Annotated in this window: 14 protein-coding genes and 1 pseudogene; 8 read left to right on the top strand and 7 right to left on the bottom strand. The window is 64.7% G+C overall.

Annotation, left to right across the window (positions count from 1 at the left end; genetic code table 11):
• Positions 1 to 81: 81 nt before the first annotated feature.
• Entirely contained in the window at positions 82 to 642 is a 561-nt protein-coding gene (gene ectA, locus ACE04A_RS13890) for a diaminobutyrate acetyltransferase (RefSeq protein WP_448717926.1), read from the bottom strand.
• A complete protein-coding gene (locus ACE04A_RS13885) occupies positions 639 to 1178 on the bottom strand; it encodes a MarR family winged helix-turn-helix transcriptional regulator (RefSeq protein ID WP_404976465.1) in 540 nt (179 codons plus the stop codon). The genes ectA and ACE04A_RS13885 overlap by 4 nt, the downstream gene beginning before the upstream one ends.
• Positions 1179 to 1449: 271 nt before the next feature.
• Between ACE04A_RS13885 and ACE04A_RS13880 the strand changes: the two genes are divergently transcribed.
• The 4 genes from ACE04A_RS13880 (at position 1450) to ACE04A_RS13865 (ending at position 7566) form a co-directional block, all read left to right on the top strand.
• Positions 1450 to 2385, top strand: a complete 936-nt coding sequence (locus ACE04A_RS13880; protein ID WP_485820223.1) for a MurR/RpiR family transcriptional regulator — start codon at positions 1450 to 1452, stop codon at positions 2383 to 2385.
• A 46-nt stretch (positions 2386 to 2431) separates the two neighbouring features.
• Positions 2432 to 3778, top strand: coding sequence for an aspartate aminotransferase family protein (locus tag ACE04A_RS13875; protein ID WP_100855054.1), 1347 nt, complete (start codon positions 2432 to 2434; stop codon positions 3776 to 3778).
• 51 nt (positions 3779 to 3829) lie between these two features.
• A complete protein-coding gene (locus ACE04A_RS13870) occupies positions 3830 to 4834 on the top strand; it encodes a TAXI family TRAP transporter solute-binding subunit (protein ID WP_485820222.1) in 1005 nt (334 codons plus the stop codon).
• 101 nt (positions 4835 to 4935) lie between these two features.
• Complete coding sequence (locus ACE04A_RS13865) at positions 4936 to 7566, top strand: TRAP transporter permease (protein ID WP_448717922.1); 2631 nt, start codon at positions 4936 to 4938, stop codon at positions 7564 to 7566.
• On the opposite strand, the gene ACE04A_RS13860 is transcribed toward ACE04A_RS13865, so the two are convergent.
• From ACE04A_RS13860 to ACE04A_RS13845, 4 genes are read right to left on the bottom strand one after another with little or no spacing between them, the layout of a single operon-like run.
• Positions 7455 to 8708 (bottom strand): DUF418 domain-containing protein, encoded by a 1254-nt coding sequence (locus ACE04A_RS13860; protein ID WP_448717921.1) that lies wholly within the window; start codon positions 8706 to 8708, stop codon positions 7455 to 7457. The genes ACE04A_RS13865 and ACE04A_RS13860 overlap by 112 nt on opposite strands.
• 56 nt (positions 8709 to 8764) lie before the next feature.
• Positions 8765 to 11095 (bottom strand): DNA topoisomerase IV subunit A, encoded by a 2331-nt coding sequence (gene parC / locus ACE04A_RS13855; RefSeq protein WP_279996841.1) that lies wholly within the window; start codon positions 11093 to 11095, stop codon positions 8765 to 8767.
• Between the two features lie 46 nt (positions 11096 to 11141).
• Positions 11142 to 11750: a YcxB family protein gene (locus ACE04A_RS13850; RefSeq protein ID WP_259253180.1), complete on the bottom strand. Its 609-nt coding sequence runs from the start codon at positions 11748 to 11750 to the stop codon at positions 11142 to 11144.
• Positions 11750 to 13711 carry a DNA topoisomerase IV subunit B gene (locus tag ACE04A_RS13845; protein ID WP_485820221.1) on the bottom strand — a complete coding sequence of 654 codons (1962 nt, stop codon included), beginning with the start codon at positions 13709 to 13711 and terminating at the stop codon, positions 11750 to 11752. The genes ACE04A_RS13850 and ACE04A_RS13845 overlap by 1 nt, the downstream gene beginning before the upstream one ends.
• A 327-nt stretch (positions 13712 to 14038) precedes the next feature.
• Between ACE04A_RS13845 and trxA the strand changes: the two genes are divergently transcribed.
• Positions 14039 to 14365 carry a thioredoxin TrxA gene (trxA, locus tag ACE04A_RS13840; RefSeq protein ID WP_006218534.1) on the top strand — a complete coding sequence of 109 codons (327 nt, stop codon included), beginning with the start codon at positions 14039 to 14041 and terminating at the stop codon, positions 14363 to 14365.
• Positions 14366 to 14479: 114 nt separating this feature from the next.
• On the top strand, positions 14480 to 15739 hold the full coding sequence (gene rho, locus ACE04A_RS13835; protein WP_006218533.1) for a transcription termination factor Rho: 1260 nt from the start codon (positions 14480 to 14482) through the stop codon (positions 15737 to 15739).
• Positions 15740 to 15822: 83 nt separating this feature from the next.
• Here the strand turns inward: rho and ACE04A_RS13830 are convergent, their stop codons facing one another.
• Positions 15823 to 19506 carry a YhdP family protein gene (locus tag ACE04A_RS13830; protein ID WP_448717920.1) on the bottom strand — a complete coding sequence of 1228 codons (3684 nt, stop codon included), beginning with the start codon at positions 19504 to 19506 and terminating at the stop codon, positions 15823 to 15825.
• A gap of 126 nt (positions 19507 to 19632) precedes the next feature.
• Here ACE04A_RS13830 and glnE point away from each other — a divergent pair.
• Positions 19633 to 22425, top strand: a pseudogene (gene glnE / locus ACE04A_RS13825) (bifunctional [glutamate--ammonia ligase]-adenylyl-L-tyrosine phosphorylase/[glutamate--ammonia-ligase] adenylyltransferase).
• Positions 22426 to 22509: 84 nt separating this feature from the next.
• A complete protein-coding gene (locus tag ACE04A_RS13820) occupies positions 22510 to 23184 on the top strand; it encodes an epoxyqueuosine reductase QueH (RefSeq protein WP_006218530.1) in 675 nt (224 codons plus the stop codon).
• Positions 23185 to 23237: the final 53 nt, after the last annotated feature.

The following is a 23237-nucleotide window of genomic DNA, read 5'->3' as shown; positions in this document are numbered from 1 at the left end:
CGATCCCTCCGGATGCGTTGAACGCATTCGGATAGGCACTGCCATCCCGGTATTTCGATAAGTCCGCTGGGGTTGCTCGCCCTACGGGGCGGGCAATGCGAACGGGCCTATCCTCAACAACATCTCGTCGTCATGGTCCGCGCCGCCAAACAATTGCCGGTCGAAGAACGGCTGTTCGGAAACGTGGGCGCCAAGCTCGCCGGCCAGGCCGGTAAAGCTGCGGCGCGATGCCTGGTTGTCAGGCCCCACCGTGGTTTCAAGATATCGAACATGCTCGAGCCCCTTGCGTTGCAGGAGTTCGCGAAGCATGGCGCGGCCCAAGCGATGGCCGCGTGCGCGGGCGTGCACCGCAACCTGCCAGACGAACAACACGTCGGGTCGGGTCGGGATCGCGTAAGCGGAGATAAAACCGTCGATACGTCCGCCGGCACTTTCGGCAAGGACGCAGGTGTCGCTGAAATGCTCACCAAGGAGCAAGTAGGCGTAGAGGGAATTCAGGTCGAGCGGCGGGCACTCGGAAATGAGGTGGTGAATGGCGGCGCCGTCTTTGCGGTTGGGCAGACGCATCGTATGGGTCTGCGCGCGAACCGCCGGCGCCACGGCACTTGAGAGATGGGGGGTATCCAGTTCGTTTTTCTTCATGCAACGATTCCCGATTCTGGGGGTGCCCCGCCCGTGGGCACTTCAAGGATGGGCGACGATACATCGCCGTGCGGTTCCGCTGCGACTGCCTGGCCTTCCTGCTCCATCAGCGCCACGATGCGTTCCAGCGATAGCGTGATGGTGGCCTGTTCAAGCTCGGGCAACGCATTGAGCGCGTCGGCCAGGTGCTTTTGCAGCGGCGACGGCGCGCCTTGGGCCAGCTCGCGCCCGGCGTCCGTGGCAGTAACGAAAACGATGCGGCGATCTTCGCGGCCGCGTTCACGGCGGATCAAACCCTTGTCTTCCAGGCGGTCCAGGATGCCGACCACCGTGCTGGGGCTGACATGCATTTCGCGGCTGATGGCCGTGGCCGTCATCGGGCCATTGGCCATCACCGTACGCAAGCACATCAACTGCGGCGCAGTGATATGGCTGACCGCGGACAACTGACGCGAGTGCAGTGCGATCGATCGCGTAATACGGCGCAGGGCTCGCAAAATGCGCAGATCGTACTGCTGGGTGGAATCAGTGTTCACGGGGTGGGTCATGGAAGAAAAGGGTTCGGTCAAATTCATTTCTACACGAATGATATGCGCCCGATCTATTCGCGTCAAACAAAAACCCCCCGCACGATGTAAATAAATGAACACGAAATTGCAGAAGATGGCAGCAGAATTACTGGACTTAATGCCGTCGCATCAAGGGCTTGGCGCCGCATCCCGACCCTAGTGGAAAGTCCCAATAAAAAACATATGTTTTATAGAAATATTCAGATATATCATTTGTTTTTTGTTTGGCGATGCCCCCATGCCCCTGCCTTCCCACCTGATACCGACCCTGCAAGAAAAGCTGGACGACCTGCCCCCGGAGCTGCAACGCGCGGCACATTGGGTGGTGGCGCATCCCGCAGAGGTTGGGCTGTGGTCCATGCGCCGGCAGGCGCAAGCGCTGGGCGTGGCGCCCGCCCCCATGTTGCGGCTGGCGCGGGCGCTGGGCTATGCCAGCTATGAAGCATTTCGTCAGCCTTTTCAACAGGCTCTTGCCGGTCATCCAGGCGAGCCCGGGCTGCGCGACCGCGCTGCCGCCTTGCAGGCCGCCGCCGGCGACCCCGCCGCCCCCGGCCACGACGTGCTGACCGACTACCAGATCCAAGCCATGCGCTCGGTGTGCGCGCTGAACCCAGCAGCGGAATTTGATGCAGCAGTACAGACCTTGCTGAACGCACGCCAGGTCGGCTTTCTGGGGACCCGCTCGGCGTTTGGCATTGCGTTCCAGATGCGCTACGCCTACCAACTGGTGCGCCGCAACAGTGTGCTGATAGACGGCCTGGGCGGAGCCCCCGCCGAGCAGGCTGACAACCTGGACGCCGGCGACGCGCTGATTGTCATTTCCCAAGCCCCCTACCCGACCGCCACCGTGCACTTGGCACGCCAGGCGGCGCAGCGCGGCGTCGCGCTGATTGCGCTAACCGACGACCCGCTGTCGCCGTTGGCGGTTGACGCCCGCCACACACTGCGATTCGCGCCTCCCGATCGCGACGGCGTCCGAGCCCAGCCCGCGCGCCAGGGCCCCGGCTCGTTCTTCCATACCACCGCCGGCCTGTTGGGCCTGGCCGAACATCTGATTGCCCGCCTGACCGCCCGTGGCGGCGCCGACGTGCTGAACCGCCTGACGGAAGTCGAAGAGCGCCTGCGCGCCGACAACGTTTACTGGACCGCCCCCGCCTCGCGGCGGCCGGGCTGACCCTGCTGTTTTCCCCTAACGCCCTCTTACGCATCACGGAATACCCATGAGCCAGACACACGTCATGCATCGTTCCCTACGCCAGACCCCGCCCGTGGCCGTACGCGGCCAGGGCGTATGGGTCCACGACAGCGCCGGCCGCGCCTATCTTGACGGCTCGGGCGGCGCGGCCGTGTCCTGCCTGGGGCATAACCACCCGGACGTCCAGGCCGCCATGCACGCCCAGATCGACGCGCTGGCCTATGCCCACACCAGCTTCTTCACGACCGAGGTTGCCGAACGCCTGGCCGAGCGCCTGGTGGCCGATGCGCCGGAAGGCATCTCGCATGCGTACTTTGTGTCGGGCGGATCCGAAGCCGTCGAGGCCGCCTTGAAAATGGCCCGCCAGTACTTTGTTGAAATCGGCCAACCGCAGCGCCGTCATATCGTGGCGCGCCGCCAGAGCTACCACGGCAACACGCTGGGCGCGCTGGCGGTGGGCGGCAACGCCTGGCGTCGCGCGCAATTCGCGCCTCTGCTGATCGACGTCGAACACGTTTCGCCTTGCTATGCCTATCGCGATCAGCAAGCTGGTGAAAGCGCTGAACAATATGGCGAGCGCCTGGCGCTTGAACTGGAGCAGACCTTTGAAAGGCTGGGGCCGGACACCGTGATGGCCTTCGTGGCCGAGCCGGTGGTGGGTGCGACGTCCGGCGCCGTCACGGCGGTTCCGGGTTACTTCCGGCGTATCCGCGAAGTCTGCGACCGCCATGGGGTGCTGCTGATCGCCGACGAAGTGATGTGCGGCATGGGGCGCACCGGCACGCTCTACGCGGTAGAGCAGGAAGGCATCGTGCCCGACCTGATCACCATCGCCAAAGGCTTGGGCGGCGGCTATCAGCCCATCGGCGCGGTGATGGCGCAGCGGCGCATCGTGGACGCCATGCAGCAAGGCAGCGGCTTTTTTCAGCACGGCCACACCTACCTGGGCCACGCCATTGCCTGCGCCGCCTCGCTTGCCGTGCAGGACGTGATCCGCCGCGACAAGCTGCTGGAGCGCGTGCGCGAGCAAGGCGCGGGCTTGCGGCAGCGGTTGGAGCAGACATTTGGCGCGCACCCGCATGTGGGCGATATCCGCGGACGCGGGCTGTTCATGGGCATCGAGCTGGTGCAGGACCGGGCCACCAAGCAGACGTTCGACCCGGCCTTGACGCTGCATGCGCGCATCAAGCGCGAAGCCATGGCGCAGGGGCTGATGGTCTACCCGATGGGCGGCACCATTGATGGCCGCCACGGCGATCACGTGCTGCTTGCGCCGCCCTTCATTATTTCCGACGACGAACTGGACCAATTGACGCAACGCCTGGCTGGCGCCATTGACGCCGCCATTGGACAAGCACGCGGGGCACATTAACCGCCGGCCAAGACCGGTAATTCACGGGGAAAAACCCCATAAGGAGTTTGCATGACCACGTCCGTCAAACACCCATTGGGCCATCGCAACGCCTGGACGCTCGCCGCGGCGGGCCTGGCCACGGCTTTGCTGTCCACGGCGCCGGCACCCGCCGCCGCCCAACAGAAGTTCGTCAGTATCGGCACGGGAGGCGTCACGGGCGTCTACTACGCCGCGGGCGGCGCCATCTGCCGCCTGGTGAACAAGGACCGGGCGACGCATGGCATCCGTTGTTCGGTTGAATCCACTGGGGGATCGGTCTTCAACGCCAACACCATCAAGGCCGGCGAACTTGACCTGGGCGTTGTGCAGTCCGACGTCGGCTTCAACGCCTACAACGGCGAAGGGCAATTCAAGCAAGCGGGCCCGTTCACCAAGCTGCGCTCGGTATTTTCGATCCACCCCGAACCGTTCACGGTCGTGACGCGCAAGGACGCGAATATCAAGACCTTTGAAGACCTGAAGGGCAAGCGCTTCAACGTCGGCAACCCGGGTTCGGGCACGCGCTCGTCGATGGAAGAACTGCTGGCCACGATGGGCTGGACAATGAAGGACTTTGCGCTGGCGTCGGAATTGCGCCCGGACGAGCACGGCTCAGCGGTCTGCGACGGCAAGATCGACGGCTTCTTCTACGGCGTGGGCCACCCGTCGGCCAACATCCAGGACCCCACCACCAGTTGCGGCGCCAAGCTGGTGTCGCTGACCGGCCCGGCCGTGGCCGCGCTGGTCAAAAAGTACCCCTACTACGCCTACGCCACCATTCCGGCCGGCCTGTATCCGAACAACCCCAACGAGACCAAGACGTACGGCGTGACCGCCACGTTCGTCACGTCGGCCGACGTGCCGGATGCCACCGTCTACACCGTGGTCAAGGCGGTGTTCGACAACTTCGACGACTTCAAGAAACTGCATCCGGCATTCGCCAACCTGAAGCCCGCCGACATGGTGAAGAACGGCTTGTCGGCGCCCTTGCATCCGGGCGCTGAAAAGTACTTCAAGGAAAAAGGCCTGCTTTAAAAAGCGCCTGCTTCAAAGCCTTGCCGGCGCGCGGTTGCCGCACGCCAGGAATCAGCGCGCGCCGCCCAGACGGCGCGCGCCATGACACGTAGGGGAAATTCATGACAAAAGCGCCGCATACGTCGGCCCCGGACCTGGAACAGCTTGTCGCTGATGTCGATCGAGGCGGCCGCAACGCGGGCGGCATCGCCGGCGCCACGCTGGCCGCGGGCGCGCTGGCCTGGTCGTTCTTCCAGCTCTGGTACGCATCGCCGCTGCCTTTCTCGTTCAACTGGGGCATCTTCAACGACACCGAGGCGCGCGCCCTGCACCTGGGCGTCGCCATGTTCCTGGGGTATCTGGCCTACCCGGCCAGCAAGCGCTCGCCGCGCGACCGCATGCCCTGGTTTGACTGGTTGCTGGCATTGGCGGCCGGTTTTTGCGGCAGCTATCTCTATGTTTTCTATAACGAACTGGCGGGCCGCCCCGGTCAACCCACGCCCATGGACGTGGGCACCGCCGTCGTGGGCCTGGCGCTGCTGCTGGAAGTGACGCGCCGCGCACTTGGCCTGCCCATGACCGTGCTGGGCCTGGTATTCGTGGCCTACGCGCTGGCCGGCCCCTGGCTGCCCGACGTGCTGGCGCACCGAGGCGCCTCGCTGGAACGCCTGATGTCGCACATGTGGCTGACCACTGAAGGCGTGTATGGCGTGGCGCTGGGCGTATCCGTGTCCTACATCTTCATCTTCGTGCTGCTGGGCTCGTTGCTGGACAAGTGCGGCGCGGGCAACTACATGATGCAGGTTTCGTTCGCGCTGCTGGGCCACCTGCGCGGCGGGCCGGCCAAAGTGGCCGTGGTGTCCTCGGCCGTCAACGGGCTGGTGTCCGCGTCGTCGGTGGCCAATGTGGTCACGGGTGGCATCTTCACCATTCCCCTCATGAAGAAGGCGGGCTACGGCGGCGTGCGGGCGGGCGCGATTGAAACGGCGTCTTCGGTCAACGGCCAGATCATGCCGCCCGTGATGGGCGCGGCGGCGTTCCTGATGATCGAATACGTGGGCATTCCCTACACCGACATCATCCGCCACGCCCTTCTGCCGGCGTCGATTTCGTACATTGCGCTGTTCTACATCGTCCATCTGGAAGCGCTGAAGCTGGGCATCCAACCCATGATGGCGGCAGGCCCGTCGCGCACGCCGCTGCAAAAGCTGGCGGGATGGGGCATGGGCATCAGCGGCACGCTGCTGGTGATGGGCGCGGCCTATTGGATCGGCACCGGCGTACAGGCCGTGGCGGGCGCGGCCGCCATCTGGGTGCTGCTGACCTTGCTGGCGGCCCTGTACGTGTGGCTGCTGCGCATCGCCGCCGCCCACCCCGACCTGCCGCAAGACATTGACGTCAACCACCCTGTGCGCCCGCAGCCCTGGCCGACGGTGCGCGCCGGGCTGTATTTCCTGATTCCTATCGGCATTCTTGTGTGGTGCCTGAGCGTGGAAGAACTATCCGCCGGGCTATCGGCCTTTTGGGCAGCCATGGCCATGCTGTTCCAGATGGTCACGCAACGGCCGCTGATTGCCTGGTTCCGCAAACAGGATGCCGCCCCGGCTTGGCGGCATGGCTGGCACGACGCCATCGGCGGCCTGCAAGACGGCGCGCGCAACATGATCGGCATCGCCATCGCCTGCGGCACGGCCGGCCTGATTGTCGGCGCCATCACCTTGACCGGCCTGGGCCTGCGCATGACCGCCTTCGTGGAACTGGTGTCGATGGGCAACGTGCTGTTGATGCTGATCTTCACCGCGCTGGTCTGCCTGGTGCTGGGGTTGGGCATGCCCACCACGGCCAACTACATCCTGATGGCGACGCTGATGGCGCCCGTCGTGGTGGAATTGGGCGCGCAAAGCGGCCTGGTGATCCCGCTGATTGCCGTGCATATGTTCGTGTTCTATTACGGCATCATGGCCGACATCACCCCGCCCGTGGGCTTGGCGACCTTCGCCGCCGCGGCGATCTCCGGCGAAGACCCCATCAAGACCGGCATCCAGGGCGTGACCTATGCCGCGCGCACCGCCATCCTGCCGTTCATGTTCGTGTTCAATCCCGCCCTACTGCTGATCGACGTCAACTACGGGTGGGAACTGGCGCTGGTGGTGGCGGGCGCCACCTTGGCGTCGCTGACGTTCGCGGCGGCCACCATGCGGTGGTTCCGCACGCGCTGCACCTGGGCCGAGGTGGGCGTGCTGTTGCTGGCCACCTTCATGCTGTTTCGCCCCGACTGGTTCATGGACCACTTCGCGCCGCAGTACGAAAGCCGCCCAGCCGCCGACATGCAGACGATTGCCGCCGCCATGCCCGACAACGGCCGCCTGACCGTGGTACTACGCGGCATCAATCTGGAAGGCGATGAACTGACCAAAACCGTTGCCGTGGCCTTGCCTTCCCTGCAGACAGGCGCTGACGCCCCCGACGCCGGCCGCCGCCGTCTGGCGGAAGCCGGAGTAACGCTGATGAGCCTGGGTGACCAAACCCAAATTGGCGGGGTGCGGTTTGGCAGCCGCGCGCAACGTTCCGGCTGGGAGCAAGGCTGGGACGTCGTCGAAGTGAAAGCGCCGAACCCACGGCGCTGGTCGGATTACTGGGTCTACCTGCCGGCCTTGCTGTTGCTGGCGGGCCTGTGGATGCGGCAGCGTCGGCGCCAGGGCGGCAAGGCCCCGATGGTGAGCGCGCGCAGCAACCATTCCACCGGGCCGTAGGCATGGTGCCGCAACCACCATGCGGACCATGGCAACTGCGCCGCGAAAATCGCCACCGCGATGCCGACGGTCGCCAGGGGCGAGACCGATGCGAAGAGACGCAGGCCCCAGCCGGTAAACAGAAAGGCGCAGACGACGGATTGCATCAGGTAGTTGCTTAGCGCCATCCGCCCGGCGGGCGCCAGCCACCGCAACGCGCGCCCAATCACTCGCGTGCGCCACGCCAGCAAGAAGAGAGCCGCATACGACATGCTGAGCAACGGCGCCGTCAAGAGGTCGGCGGCCAGCCCGGGCAATTCCCAGGCCGCGCCGGCAAATGGCAGAGACGACGTGGCGTACGCCGCCGATCCGGCCAGGCCGGGTAGCAAGCCCAGCGCACACAGCAGCCACAACACGCCCGGCCGCGCCCAGGGGTCCGCCAACGCATTGCGCCGACCCAGTGCGTAGCCGACCAGGAACATCGCAAAGACAAACGGGCCTTGCACGAACAAGACCATGAACCAGACGCTGGTGGTCAATTCATGGATGTGCTGCGCGACGGTGGAGCCGATGTCGCCGCGATAGGCCTCGATGGCCGCCAGCGCCTGCGCCTTGTATTGCGCCAGATAGCCCGGTTGCACGGGGTCCAGGAAGCTGAGCCAACCCAGCAGCGCCCACACCGACGCCGTCAGCACGATCAGCCACAACGCCACGCACAATGCGCGCTGCGGCGCCATGGACCGGCATCCCAGCAAGCCCAGCCCCAGCAGCGCATAGGTCACCAGAATGTCACCCTGGTAGAACAACACGGCGTGTGCGGCCCCCAACACAGCCAGCCCGGCCAGGCGACGCAGGAATCGCGGCGCAAAGGCGGCTTGGCCGCGCTCGGCCGCCGCCATCTGCAAGGTGAAGCTGTAGCCGAACAGGAACGAGAACAGCAGGTAGAACTTGGTCTCGAAGAGCCACGCGATAAGCCAGCGCACGCCCAGATCCACCGGACGCGAATAGACGGGATCGGCAACGCCCGCGCCATAGAACGGCGACGAGAAAACGCCGATGTTCACGATCAGGATGCCAAAGAGCGCAAAGCCGCGCAGCGCGTCCACATGCGCCAGGCGCCCGGATGAGGTTTGCGCGAGCCCTGGGTAAGTGAATGTGTGCATGACGTGGAAGCCCGTTGGCTAGAGGGGCGAGGCATCGCCGCGCCCCCGCGCCTGCCCTACCCCAGTACCGGCGACAGCACCGGCTGCTTGGGGCGCACATCCAGTTGACGGCCCTTGCGCGCGCGCTTGCCCACATAGGGCGCCAAGGCGTCGCCCGCCAGGATGTCCTCGGTGAGCTTGTTGCGATAGATGCCTGTTGCGCGCAGGCCGCGTGCGCCGATCGGCACCGTTTGATCCAGCTTGTCGGACGCATCCAGGCCCATCAGGATGGTGCCGCGGCCGCCCCCGGACAAGGACTTGCATTCATCCAGGCCGAACACCAGGAACTTGCCCTTGGCCGACAGCAAGGCCAGTTGCGTGGCGCCCACGAACAGCGGCACCGGGCGCAGCATTTCATCGCCGGCTTCCAGCGTGATGAACTGTTTGCCCGCCCGTTGGCGGCTGACCATGTCGGACAGCTTGGCCGCAAAGCCGTAGCCGCCCCGCGTGGCCAGCAGCCAGCGGGAATCCGGCGATGCAGCGATGGTATGCACGATGCGCGTGCCCGATTCCAGATCGATCATGGTCGTGACCGGCTGGCCGTCTCCCCGCGCGGACGGCAGCCCGCCGACCGGCACCGAATACACCCGGCCGTTGTCGCCCATGGCGATCAGCGTGTCGGTGGTGCGGCATTCGAAGGCGCCGTACAGGTCATCGCCCTGCTTGAAGGTGAATTGCGCGGCGTCGTGGCCATGGCCCTGGCGGGCGCGCAGCCAGCCCTTTTGCGAGACGATCACGGTGACCGGTTCGTCCAGCACCTTGGTTTCCAGCACGGCGCGTTCGGCCGTTTCGATCAGGGTGCGGCGGTCGTCGCCGTATTGCTTGGCGTCGGCCTCGATTTCCTTGATCAACAGGCGCTTGAGCGTCGTCGGATTGTCCAGCAGTTCTTGCAGCGAAATCTGATCCTTGCGCTTGTCGGCCAGTTCCTGCTCGATCTTGAAGCCTTCAAGACGGGCCAACTGGCGCAAGCGCATTTCCAGGATGTCTTCCGCCTGGCGCTCGGACAGCTTGAAGCGTTCCATCAGCGCAGCGCGCGGCTCGTCGGATTCGCGGATGGTCTGGATGACTTCGTCCACGTTCAGGTAGACCAGCATACGGCCTTCCAGCACGTGGATGCGGTCAGTGACCTTGTCCAGGCGGAAGCGCGTGCGGCGCACGACCGTGTTGGTGCGGAACGCCACCCATTCAACCAGGATGTCGCGCAGGCCCTTCTGGCGCGGACGGCCATCGGTGCCGATGCACACCAGGTTGATCGACGCGCTGCTTTCCATGCTGGTCTGGGCCAGCAGCGTGTTGACGAATTCGTCACGGTCCACGCGCGAAGTCTTCGGTTCAAACACCAGGCGCACGGCCGCATCCTTGCCGGATTCGTCGCGCACGGCGTCCAGCAGGTTCAGCATTACCGCCTTGGCCTGGGTCTGCTCGGGCGTCAGGCTCTTCTTGCCCGACTTGATCTTCGGATTGGTGATTTCCTCGATCTCTTCCAGCACCTTCTGGCCCGACGTGCCCGGCGGCAGCTCGGTGATCACCAGTTGCCATTGGCCGCGCGCCATTTCTTCGAACGTCCAGCGCGCGCGCACCTTCAGCGAGCCACGGCCACCGCCATAGATTTGCGCGATGTCGGCCGCGGGCGTGATGATCTGACCACCGCCGGCAAAGTCCGGCCCGGGAATCATGGCGTGCAGCTCGGCGTCCGGCAGTTGCGGCTGCTTGATCAGCGCCACGCAGGCCTGCGCCACTTCACGCAGGTTGTGCGACGGAATCTCGGTGGCCATGCCGACCGCGATGCCGGACGCGCCGTTCAGCAGCATCACCGGCAAGCGCGCGGGCAGCATCTGCGGCTCTTCCTGGCTGCCGTCGTAGTTGGGCACGAAATCGACCGTGCCTTCGTCCAGCTCATCCAGCAGCAGCTTGGCGATGGGCGTCAGGCGCGCTTCGGTGTATCGCATGGCGGCGGCGTTATCGCCGTCGCGCGAACCGAAGTTTCCCTGGCCATCGATCAGCGGATAGCGCAGCGAAAAGTCCTGCGCCATGCGGACCATGGCGTCATAGGCGGCCTGGTCGCCGTGCGGGTGGTACTTGCCCAGCACGTCGCCCACGACGCGCGCGGACTTCACCGGCTTGGCGCCGGCGGCCAGCCCCATCGCCTGCATGGCGAACAGGATGCGGCGTTGCACGGGCTTTTGCCCGTCGCCCACGTCGGGCAAGGCGCGGCCGCGCACGACGGAGACCGCGTAGTCCAGATAGGCCTGTTCCGCGTAGCGCGCCAGCGTGATGGCGGCATTGGCATCGCCATCGCCATCGGGCGGGGTGGGGTCGAACAGGCCGGGTTGATTGCTGTCGGTCATGTTGTATTCAGGTAGACAATTTCATCGAAACGGCGTCAATGCGCCTTCACGCGGACGGAGCAAGCTGGGTGTCGGCGACATGCGTGCGCAATTGCGCGCGCACCGCGGCCAGCGTGGCGGCGTCCTGGCCGCGCTTGGGAATGATCACGCCCTGCAAGGTGCCCAGAATGACGTACAGGTGCTGCGGGGTTTCCTCGACACGCCGGATATCCGACCATTCCATGCGCCCGGAGGCGCGGGCGGTGGTATCCAGAATGCCCTCGGGTCCGAAGTCGAGCTGATGCCGGCCCAGGAACAAGTCGTCGGGCTGCTTGTTCAGCATGCGGCGCGTGTTCATCCGGACCAGCGGCGGCAGCGCGAACTCATAGGCCAGCGCCAACAGCACCAGAATGCCCAGGCCCACCGCCAGCCCCTCGAAATACACGGGCAGCATCTGTGACCAATTGGGCCCCTTGCCGTCCCAGGTCTGCCAGACCAGGTAGGCGAAGAGCGCCACGATCATCAGGACACCAAAGCGCAGGTGCGACCGGTACCGACGGCTCCGCAGTTCGGGGCGCCGGTACACATAGGCGGCGAATTCGGCGTAGTCGTCGGCCGTCATGTCGACGGTCATGCGGGCGGAGTCGGAGGCGGGGTCGGGCACAGTGGACGTCATCAGATATCCAGCTCGGCCAGGTTGCCTTTTTCCTCGATCCAGGCGCGGCGCTGTGAAGACTCACCCTTGCCCATCAGCATGTCGAACATGCGGGTGGTGTCTTCCGGGGTCTGATCCCCGTAGCCCACGGGCAGCAGGCGGCGCGTGTCCGGATTCATGGTGGTTTCCCAGAGCTGTTCCGGATTCATTTCGCCCAGGCCCTTGAAGCGGCTGACCGCCCAGGCGCCTTCGCGCACGCCTTCCTTGCGCAGCTTGTCCTGCGCGGCTTCAAGTTCGCCGTCATCCAGGCAATAGATCTTCCTGGCCGGACGCTTGCCCTGTGCGGGCACATCCAGACGGAACAGCGGCGGCTTGGCCACATACACGTTGCCGGCTTCGACCAACTTGGGAAAGTGCTTGTAGAACAGGGTCAGCAGCAAGACCTGGATGTGCGAGCCGTCGACGTCAGCGTCAGAAAGGATGCAGATGCGGCCGTAGCGCAGGCCGGACAGGTCGGGTGTGTCGTTCGGGCCGTGGGGGTCCACGCCGATGGCCACCGAGATGTCGTGGATTTCGTTGTTGGCAAAGAGCCGGTCACGATCCACTTCCCAGGAATTCAGCACCTTGCCGCGCAGCGGCAGGATGGCCTGGAATTCCTTGTCGCGCCCCATCTTGGCGGAGCCGCCGGCAGAGTCGCCCTCGCCCAGGAACACTTCGGTGCGGCTGGCGTCGCTGGATTCGCAGTCAGTCAGCTTGCCCGGCAAGACCGCCACGCCGGAACTCTTGCGCTTTTCAACCTTCTGGGCCGAGCGCTGGCGCGCCTGCGCCTGGCGGATGGCCAGCTCAGCCAGCTTCTTGCCGTATTCAACGTTGCTGTGCAGCCAGAGATCCAGCGCGCTCTTGGAAAAACCGCCCACCAGGCGCACGGCGTCGCGGCTGTTCAAGCGTTCCTTGATCTGGCCCTGGAACTGCGGGTCCAGCACTTTGGCGGACAAGACGAAACTGGCGCGGGCGAACACGTCTTCGGGCAGCAGCTTCACGCCCTTGGGCAACAGGCTGTGCAGTTCGGCAAAGCCCTTCACGGCGCCGAACAGGCCTTCGCGCAGGCCAGATTCATGCGTGCCGCCGGCCGGCGTGGGGATCAGGTTTACGTAGGACTCGCGCACGGCGTTGCCGTCTTCGGTCCAGGCCACCACCCACTGAGCCCCCTCGCCTTCGGCGAAGTTCTCGTGGTCGGCCCCGGCGTACTGCTGGCCTTCGAAGAACGGCACCATGAGTTCAGCGCCGGTCAGCGCCTCGGCCAGGTAACCGCGCAGGCCGTCCTCGTATTGCCAGGTCTTGGTATCGCCGCTTTTTTCATTGACCAGCGTGACCTTCACGCCAGGCAGCAGCACGGCCTTGCTGCGCAAGAGGTGCGTCAGTTCGCCCAACGGAATGTTGGGGCTGTCGAAGTATTTGGCGTCGGGCCAGACGCGCACGCGGGTGCCGGACTTCTTGCGGCCGCCCTGGTCGTACGGGGCCAAGGGTTCGGCAACGTCGCCGCCCTTGAACACCAGGCGGTTGACCGCGCCGTCGCGCCAGACCACGACTTCAAGCCGGGTCGCCAGCGCATTGGTGACGGAAACGCCCACCCCGTGCAGGCCGCCCGAGAACGCATAGGCGCCGCCGCCCGCCTTGTCGAACTTGCCGCCCGCGTGCAGGCGGGTGAAGACCAGTTCGACGACGGGCGCGCCTTCTTCCGGATGCAGGCCGACGGGAATACCCCGGCCGTCATCCTCGACGGACACGCTGCCATCAATGTGCAGCGTGACCTGGATCTGTTTGCCGTAGCCGGCCAAGGCCTCGTCTGCGGCGTTATCAATGACCTCCTGCACAACGTGCAGGGGGTTTTCGGTGCGGGTGTACATGCCCGGGCGTTGCCGCACGGGCTCCAGCCCCTTCAGGACGCGAATGGACGCCTCGGTGTAACGTGGAGTGGCCAAGTTATCCCCAACATCTGTGGAAAAAAACCGACATTTTACGGATAAGCCTAGATTCCGCGCGGCTCCCGGTGGGTTGCGCACGACCTGACCAGCTCCGGATTCGGTAGGATGATGACAGTCACAGCCAGCGCGTCAGGGCTTCACGGCCCGGATCACAACGACTGCGCCGCAACATCCTACACAAAACCAGCAAACCCTGTTGTTATTAACAGTGGTGTGCCTGTTGTTATCGACAGTGGTATGCTTTAATCCATTCCACATACAAGAACAACGGCAAGGCGCGTCCCTTTTTACGCGCCTTTTGCTGCCGAACCGAGAATCACCATCATGAGCGACCAAATCAAGAACGTCAGTGACGCAAGCTTCGATGCCGATGTGTTGAAATCCGGCCAGCCGGTGCTGGTGGACTACTGGGCTGCCTGGTGTGGCCCCTGCAAGATGATTGCCCCGATCCTGGAAGAAGTCGCCACCGAGTACGCAGGTCGCCTGACGATCGCGAAGCTGAACGTGGACGAAAACCAGGGCACCGCCACCAAGTACGGCATCCGCGGCATTCCCACCCTTATGCTCTTTAAAGACGGCCAAGCCGCCGCCACCAAAGTTGGCGCGCTGTCGAAGTCGCAACTCACCGCATTCCTGGACGGCGCGTTGTAAACTGCGTGCTGTGAAAGGCGCCGCCCCGGAGGCGGCGCTCATTTCAATACCGCGCGAGCCCGTCCGTGGCGCGCCGCCAGAACCCTCCTTTACTTTTCCCCCACATTCACCGCGATGCACCTCAATGAACTGAAGGCGCTGCATGTCTCGCAGCTGCTCGAAATGGCCGCTGGCCTGGAAATCGAGAACGCCAACCGCCTGCGCAAGCAGGAGCTGATGTTCGCCATCATGAAACGGCGCGCCAAGCAAGGCGAGCAGATCTTTGGCGACGGCGTACTGGAAGTCCTGCCGGACGGCTTCGGTTTCCTGCGCTCGCCCGAGACCTCGTATCTGGCCAGCACGGACGACATCTATATCTCGCCCTCGCAGATCCGCCGTTTCAACCTGCACACCGGCGATTCCATCGAAGGTGAAGTGCGCACGCCGAAAGATGGCGAACGCTACTTTGCGCTGGTCAAGGTGGACAAGGTCAACGGCGTGGCGCCCGAAGCGATCAAGCATCGCATCATGTTCGAAAACCTGACGCCGCTGCACCCGAACCGGACGATGCGTCTGGAACGCGACATCAAGAGCGAAGAGAACCTGACGGGCCGCATCCTGGATGTGTTCGCCCCCATCGGCATGGGCCAGCGCGGCTTGATCGTCGCCAGCCCCAAGTCCGGCAAGACGGTGATGATGCAGCACATTGCGCATGCCATCACCACTAACTACCCCGACGCCGTCATGATTGTCCTGCTGGTGGACGAGCGCCCGGAAGAAGTGACCGAAATGCAGCGCACGGTGCGCGGTGAAGTGGTGGCGTCGACCTTCGACGAACCCGCCACCCGCCACGTGCAAGTGGCTGAAATGGTCATCGAAAAGGCCAAGCGCCTGGTCGAAATGAAGAAAGACGTCGTGATCCTGCTGGACTCGATCACCCGTCTGGCCCGCGCCTACAACACCGTGGTGCCGGCTTCCGGCAAGGTGCTGACCGGCGGTGTGGACGCCAACGCCCTGCAACGCCCCAAGCGCTTCTTCGGCGCGGCCCGTAACCTGGAAGAAGGTGGTTCGCTGACCATCCTGGGTACGGCGCTGATCGAAACCGGCAGCCGCATGGATGAAGTCATCTACGAAGAATTCAAGGGCACGGGCAACTCCGAAGTCCACCTTGAACGTCGCCTGGCTGAAAAACGCGTCTACCCGTCCATCAACCTGAACAAGTCGGGCACCCGTCGCGAAGAACTGCTGATTGCGCCGGACCTGCTGCAAAAGGTCTGGGTGCTGCGCAAGTTCATCCACGACATGGACGAAGTGCAATCCATGGAGTTCATCCTGGACAAGATGCGCGCCACCAAGACCAATGCCGAATTCTTCGACATGATGAAGAAGAAGTAAGCTGGCTACGCGTCAAAAATAAACCGCCCTCGGGCGGTTTTTTCTTGGGTTGAGGCCGATAGTTGGCGGCCCAGAACAGGGCATCAGTGCTCGATGAATTCCGGTATGCGGCTGCGAGCCGGCGCGTTGGCGGGGCGCGGCGTATGTTTGGGTGGCTCTTTGCCTGCGTCGGTGCCCGGGCCAGCGCCCACTTCCTTGCCCGAAGCCTCGATCGGCTCGATCTGCGGATCGTCCCAGTTGCCCGTCACCGAATATTCCATGGTCATGGCACGCGCCAACGGCTGCTTCAACAACCATTGCGTGACGAATGCGCCCAGGCCGATCAGCGGATTCACCGCCAGCGCCGTCACCATGGCCGCGCCGCTGGCGTCCAGGTTCGGGATCACCACAGCCTTCAAATCCCAGCGTTCGCGGATCAGGTTGACCCCGCCCGCCAGGACGATAGTCGCCACCGGCCCGTTGATCTTGTAGCCCTCGGTGGACACATTTCCATCCGCCATCTTCACGTGGCCGCGAATGGTGTCGAACGGAAAGCCGTCGCGCAGCAGGTTGGTCGGGTTGACGTCCAGCCGCGCCAGCCGTTGCAGTGATTGCAAGGACAGCAGCTCCAGCAGGCGCGCCGTACGGGAATTCACGTGCATGAAGCGGCCCTTGTCGAGACTGACGGTGACCTCACCACCGACGTCCGCAATATTGTGGGTCCATGGCAGGTTGCGCCAAGTGGCCTTGCCCTGGGCCGTACCCGAGCCCCCGGACACCACCCCTTCGAAGCCGATTCGCGTCATGAACTTGCCAATGTCGACGAAGTTGGCGTTCGCGTCCACGCTCAGGCCGCGATCCGGCCCTTCCAGGCGCCAGTTGCCCGTGGCGTTCAGGGTGGCCGCGTCGTTGGTGATGGTCAGCTTATCCAGCCGCCATTGCCGGCCGCGCTCCTGGTTCGTTCCCACCACCTGAAGCTCGCCCACATTCTTGCCGTACAGAAGAAATTCCTTGGCCTGCAGGTCGATGGCGGGAATGTCCGATAGATCATTGCCAGAGGCCAGGGCCTTGTCCGCCTCGTTGGTGTCGCCCTCGCCCCCAAACGACAGGTGCTTCATCCGGGCAGTAATCTGGCCCGCGATCGCGCCCGACGCCTCCTGCCATTCCAGTGACCCCGTAGCCTGACGCGATTGGATGTCCACACGCCATTGCGACGGACCCGGCCGCATCGCATACAGCGTCAGGTCGTTCAGGGTGTAGCCGCTTGCACGCAAGGAGCCGGTGGCCAGGCTGATGCGCTCGGGCTGCGGGAAAACCGGCTTGGTCGCGGCCTTCCTGGCCCCGCCCTTGCCCGGTGGCGCATCGAAGCCGTCCACCACCGTTTCCCAGGCGTCCATGTCCAGCTCAGGCAGGCTGGCGTTCAGGCTAAGCCCCCGATCCGGCAGGCTGGCCGGACGGCCGATGCCCAACGCCCCACGCGCAAAGTAGGTGGCGCCACCGCTGGCGTCCCGCTCGAACAGGGCGTTTACGTCTTCGCCCAGACTGGCCGTCAGCCAGCGCCGGCCTTTCACGCCGCGATCCTCGGCTGCGCCCCATTGCAGCTTCAACAGCCGCGAGGATGAGGCGGGCTTGCCCACCGGTGCCGGCATGTCGATCGCCATGCCCGCCAAGTTGGATTCCATCGAAATATCGACCGACCCGCCCTTCTGGTAACCCAACCGGCCCTTGTAGTCCGTCTTGCCGGAAAACCGCGACAGGGACGGCGCATTGCTCAGTTGCGACAGGCCCGCGCCCGTCAGCGCGCCTTCGAACTGCAGGACATCCGAATTTTGCGCCAAGGTGCCGAAGATCTTGACCGGCCCGCCCAGGAACTGCCCACGGATCTCCTTGGTGCGCACGCCTTTTTCCGAGAACTCAAGGTCGCCATGCAGGCCCTTGAGCACCGGCATTTCAGGCATGAACGTGAAGCTGTTGTCCGTAAACAGGATGTGACCCTGTACTTCGGTATCGTCAGTGTTCAACAGCGGCACTTTCAGCTTTAGCGGCACGCGCCAATCGCCCGTGCCATGCGCCTCATCCAGGGCGCCGTCCAACAGCCCGCCCAACGGCGAATTGGCCGCCAAGGCAAGATAGGCCGAAACGGGGCCGGACGTTTCGCCGTCCAGCAGCAGTTCAGAGCCATCATCCATGTTCGGAATCGTGGCCTTCACCGCGCCTAGATTGACCGTCTGCCCCGGCCCGGTACGCACGGTCGCCCCACCGGCGCTGTCCAGCGTCAGGCTGACCTTGTCGATGCGGAAATTGCCCGACAGGTTCTCCAGTACGGGCCACCCTTTGTGATTCGGCCCTGCCGGGGCGTAGTCGACCTTGGCGCCCGCATAGTCGCCGGCAATGACGAATTCACCGGCCGCATCCGGCGCGGCATAAGGGAAATCATCCAGGTCGCCCTTGAGCGTGACAGCGGCCGAACGCATTTCGCCCGCCGGCAACCCCACCGCCAGCCATTCGCGCGCATCCGCATTCACCTCAAGCGGCAGATAACGATGGATGGCCGACATCGCGCCGCGCACCATCGTGCCGCGCATGTCGACGCTACCCGCCGAGGTCTTGCCTTCCGGCTTCCATTGGCCCTGCACGCGCACGTCCAGGTCATCGTTCACAACATGCGCTTGCGCAACGTCTACAAACCAATGATCCGCGTCCGGCCCCTTCACCTGCGCATCCAGGGACAGTTCGCGCGCTGCCAGGGTTGGTTCCTGGAACACGCCAGGCAGCGATACACGCAGGTGCTGCACCGCCCCCTTGATCGACAAGTCGGCAGCGCCAGGGCTGCGCGCCAGCGGCACCCCAGCTATCTGAACAAAGTCACCCGGCAAACCCTGCACGCGAAATTGCGCCGACGCACCTTGCACCGCCGGGCCGTCCTTGGACGCCGCCCAGTCCACGCCTCGCACGGCAACATCAGCCGTCAGCACGGTGAACTTGCCGCGATCCAGTTGCAGCCACGCCCGGCCGGCCATCCGTCCCGCAATCACAGGCGCCTGGACCCAAGGCGCCCAGGACTGGGGCTCGACATCGTCCAGTTCCGTATAGAGCTGGCCGCTCCAGTTTGCGGGGTTGGCGGCATTGGCGGCGAACAGGCTGCGGTTGAATTCCCCGCGCAATTCCACATTGCGAGCCAGCGCCTCGCCGGCCGAGGCCCGCAACACAAAGCGGTGCGACAAGCTGCCGTTGCGCATCAGAAAATCAACACCGGTCAGCGGCAGCGGGGGGGCACGGCGCAGGTCGTCTTGCCAGATGATCGTTGCGTCTTTGATCAGCAGTTCGCGCTGCCGCACCAACCATCGCAAGGCCGGGTGATCAAGATCGGATTGATGGTCGCTGGCGTTCAGGTCAATATTCTGCCCCGCGACCCACAGGTGGTTCGCGGCATCGCGACGCAGGGTCAGCTCAGGCTTTTCGACCTGCAAGCGCACCAGCCTTGGCGATAGCGTCAGCACGCTGCGCCAGGCCAGCACGGCGGAAACGGAAGGCAGGGAAAGCACGGGCGTTGCATCGTCGTGGCCGACGACCTGGACAGCGGTGAGATCCAGGCGGGGGTTCAGGCCTTGCCAGTTTGCCTGGATGCCACCGATGGTGACCCGGGCGCCCATGGCCTCGCTGGCGTACGCTTCAATTTGAGGACGCCATTCGCCCACACGAGGCAGCACCCAGTAGCGCACGCCCAAAAACCCCGCGGCCGCCACGCAATAAACGATCAACACGGCCCAGAATAGGCAGCGGAACACGCGTCGCGCGCGCGGCGTGGGGGCTTTTTTTGAAACAGACACGGATCGGTGGGCAGGAGAATATGTCTTGCGGTATCGTCCCCACTTATACCTGAAACGCGCCCATCCGTCTGCCGCCCCAACGCCATGTCAACACCCTCTTTGCTTGCCCCCGCTCTTGCCTGGTCCGGTCACTTGCGCCGCCGCCTGGACGCCCATCCCGATCTGGCCGCGTGGCTGGCGGATGCCGTGCAGCAGCCCGTCACCGCCGCCAGGATGGCCCAATGGCAATCTGAACTGGCCGGGCCCGACGCGCCGTCCACCCTGCCGCTGGACACCTGCCGGATGGTGCTGCGCAAATTGCGCGAACGCGTGTTCAGCGTACTGATCGTGCGCGACCTGTCCGGCCAGGCCGACCTTGAAGAAGTGGTCGGCGCAATGACCACGTTGGCCGACATCGCGGTGGCGCAAGCCTACCGCAGCGTGGCCGCCGAACTGGCCGCGGTACACGGCGTGCCGCGCGACCCCGCCACCGGCAAGCCGCAGGAAATGCTGATCGTCGGCATGGGCAAGCTGGGCGGCTGCGAGCTGAACGTGTCTTCCGACATTGACCTCATCATGCTGTATGGCGAAGAAGGCGAAACGGATGGCCCGCGCCGCATCAGCCATCACGAGTTCTACGGCCGGCTGACGCGGCGCATGATGCCGGTGATTTCGGAAGTGGACGCCAATGGCCAGGTATTCCGCACCGACCTGCGGCTGCGCCCCGACGGTGACGCCGGCCCGCTCGCCTGGAGCCTGGACGCGCTTGAACACTACCTGATCGGCCAGGGCCGCGAATGGGAACGCTATGCCTGGCTGAAGGCCCGCCTGATGCCCGCGCAAGCGTTTGAAGGCAGCGACAGCAGCGCGCAAGCCCGCCAACTGGAAAGCCTGCGCGTACCGTTCGTCTATCGAAAATATTTCGACTTCGATGCGCTGGCCGCCTTGCGCGCGCTGCGCGAACGCATCCGTCAGGACTGGCAGCGCCGTGCCATGGCGCGCAACGGCATCGACAGCGCAAACAACATCAAGCTGGGCGACGGCGGCATCCGCGAAATCGAATTCGTGGTGCAGCTTGCCCAACTGATCCGAGGCGGCCGCATGCCCGCCCTGCAAAAGCGTGGCCTGCTGGAAGCCTTGCATGCCGAGCGCCTGGCGGGGCTGGTGCCCGAGGAAGACGCGCGCCGTCTCGAAGAGGCCTACCGCTACCTGCGCCGCACCGAACATGCCTTGCAGTATCGCGAAGACGAGCAAACCCACCTGCTGCCGGGCGAGCCAGTGCAGCGCGCCGCACTGGCCGCCGCGCTGGGCATGAGCCCGGACGACTTTGAAAGTACGCTGGCCGCGCACCGCAAGTTCGTGTCGCAGACCTTCCGCAACGTCTTCCGCATGGTCGGCATGGGCGACGCGGAAGACACCGGCACGTCCGCCGAGGCGGCCAACGACACCGATGAGTCGGGCAGCGAGTGCGAACTTGCCGAGCAGATCCGGCAGGCCTTTGGCGACGAGGCCCAGGACCTGCTGCGACGTACCGAAACGCTGCTGGGCAGCCATCGGGTACGCAGCCTGCCCGAGAGCAGCCGCCGCCGCATGGAAGCCCTGCTGCCGGCCGCCTTGCGCGCGGCTCGGCAGACATCGGCACCGCTGAATGCCGCCGTGCGCCTGTTTGATCTGATCGAAAAAATTGTCCAGCGCAGCGCCTATCTGGCGCTGCTGGCCGAGTATCCGGACACGCTGGCGCGCGTGGCGCGGATGGTGGCGGCCAGCCCCTGGGCCGCCCAGTACCTGACGCAGCATCCGCTGCTGCTGGACAGCCTGATCGACTGGCGCACGCTGTTCGAACCGCTGGACTTCGCCCAGATCGCGCGCCAACTCAGCGCCGACCTGGACGCTTGCCGCCTGCCTGATGGCGCCCCCGACGTCGAGCGGCAGATGAACCTGATGCGCGACGTGCAGCGGCAGGCCAGCTTCCAACTGCTGGCGCAGGATCTGGAAGGCGAGCTCACGGTGGAAAAGCTGGCGGACCAGTTGTCGGCGCTTGCAGACCTGCTGCTGACCGAGACCATTCACCGCGCCTGGCCGCTGGTGAACAAGGTGGAGGGCGCCCCGCCGCGCTTCGCCGTCATCGCCTACGGCAAGCTGGGCGGCAAGGAACTGGGCTATGCGTCCGATCTGGACCTGGTGTTCCTGTTCGACGATCCGCGTGAAGATGCCGCCGAGGTCTACGCCAAGCTCGGTCGACGCATGACGTCCTGGCTGTCCACGATGACTTCGTCGGGCCGGCTGTACGAAGTGGATCTGCGCCTGCGGCCGGACGGCGACGCCGGCCTGCTGGCCGTTTCCGTCGAGGCCTTCGAGCAATATCAGCACAAGCACGCCTGGGCCTGGGAGCATCAGGCGCTGACACGCGCCCGCCACGCCGCGGGCGATGCCCAGGTGGGAGCCCGCTTCGAGCAGATCCGCGAAGCGATTCTGGTGCAGCCCCGCGACCCCGCCGCGTTGCGGAACGAGGTGCTGGCGATGCGCTAAAAAATCAACGCCGGCCATCCCAACACCAGTCAGCAGTTTGATCTGAAGCATGACCGTGGCGGCATGGTCGACGTGGAATTCGTGACGCAGTACCTGGTGCTGTGCTACGCGGCGACGCACCCCGTGTTCGTGAAAAACCTGGGCAACATCACCTTGCTGCGGCTGGCGGGCGAAGCCGGCCTGATCGCCCCTGAGCTGGCCGCGCGCGCCGCCGACGCCTACCGCACCTTGCGCCGCGTGCAGCACGAGATGCGCATGCAGGGCGTGGAAAAAGCACGGGTGGGACCGGAACAACTGGTGACCGAACGCGCGGCGGTGCGTGAACTCTGGGAAGCGGTGCTGGGAAGCGGCGCTACGGAGCAGAGCTAGGGGCAGCGCTTGGCCCCCCGGCCCGGCGGCCCCCAACTCGCGGTAAAATAAGGAGTTTTCCGCCTTTTTGCCCGCACGCCAGCCATGTCCGAACTCGTCCGCCCCAAGCTTGATCTTCCCGCCGGCCGCAGCAAAGTGCTGATGCACTCGTGCTGCGCGCCCTGTTCCGGCGAGGTCATGGAAGCCATGACGGCTTCCGGCATCGACTACGCGATCTACTTCTACAACCCGAACATCCATCCGGTCAAAGAGTACGAGATCCGCAAGCAGGAAAACATCCGCTTCGCCGAACAGCACGGCATCGAGTTCATCGACGCCGACTACGACATGGACAACTGGTTCGACCGCGTCAAGGGCATGGAAGACGCCCCCGAACGCGGCGAGCGCTGCACCGCCTGCTTTGACATGCGCTTTGAGCGCACCGCGCTGTACGCGCACGAACACGGTTTTGACACCATCACCAGCTCCCTAGGCATCTCGCGCTGGAAAGACATGAACCAGATCAACGGCTGCGGCGAACGCGCGGCGGCCCGCTACGATGACCTGATCTACTGGACCTACAACTGGCGCAAAGGCGGCGGTTCGGCCCGCATGATCGAGATCAGCAAGCGCGAGAACTTCTACCAGCAGGAATATTGCGGCTGCGTGTATTCGCTGCGCGACACCAACCGCCACCGCCGCGCGCAAGGGCGCGACCGCATCCACATCGGCGTGAAGTTCTACGGCAAGGAAGACCTGATCAACGAAGAGCAGCTCTGATCACAGCGCTGCGTTTGCGTTCTTTTCAGGCGGGACCGGGGGGGGGGGGGGGG

Source organism: Achromobacter colocynthidis, assembly GCF_057334535.1.
Note: the sequence above shows the minus strand (reverse complement) of the source record. Positions and strands in the feature narration are given on the sequence as shown.

What these genes read in the sequence shown, in the direction of transcription:
- ectA (WP_448717926.1), bottom strand. Translation starts at nt 642, where the DNA reads ATGAAGAAAAACGAACTGGATACCCCCCATCTCTCAAGTGCCGTGGCG.
- ACE04A_RS13880 (WP_485820223.1), top strand. Translation starts at nt 1,450, where the DNA reads ATGCCCCTGCCTTCCCACCTGATACCGACCCTGCAAGAAAAGCTGGAC.
- ACE04A_RS13875 (WP_100855054.1), top strand. Translation starts at nt 2,432, where the DNA reads ATGAGCCAGACACACGTCATGCATCGTTCCCTACGCCAGACCCCGCCC.
- ACE04A_RS13870 (WP_485820222.1), top strand. Translation starts at nt 3,830, where the DNA reads ATGACCACGTCCGTCAAACACCCATTGGGCCATCGCAACGCCTGGACG.
- ACE04A_RS13865 (WP_448717922.1), top strand. Translation starts at nt 4,936, where the DNA reads ATGACAAAAGCGCCGCATACGTCGGCCCCGGACCTGGAACAGCTTGTC.
- ACE04A_RS13860 (WP_448717921.1), bottom strand. Translation starts at nt 8,708, where the DNA reads ATGCACACATTCACTTACCCAGGGCTCGCGCAAACCTCATCCGGGCGC.
- parC (WP_279996841.1), bottom strand. Translation starts at nt 11,095, where the DNA reads ATGACCGACAGCAATCAACCCGGCCTGTTCGACCCCACCCCGCCCGAT.
- ACE04A_RS13850 (WP_259253180.1), bottom strand. Translation starts at nt 11,750, where the DNA reads ATGACGTCCACTGTGCCCGACCCCGCCTCCGACTCCGCCCGCATGACC.
- trxA (WP_006218534.1), top strand. Translation starts at nt 14,039, where the DNA reads ATGAGCGACCAAATCAAGAACGTCAGTGACGCAAGCTTCGATGCCGAT.
- rho (WP_006218533.1), top strand. Translation starts at nt 14,480, where the DNA reads ATGCACCTCAATGAACTGAAGGCGCTGCATGTCTCGCAGCTGCTCGAA.
- ACE04A_RS13820 (WP_006218530.1), top strand. Translation starts at nt 22,510, where the DNA reads ATGTCCGAACTCGTCCGCCCCAAGCTTGATCTTCCCGCCGGCCGCAGC.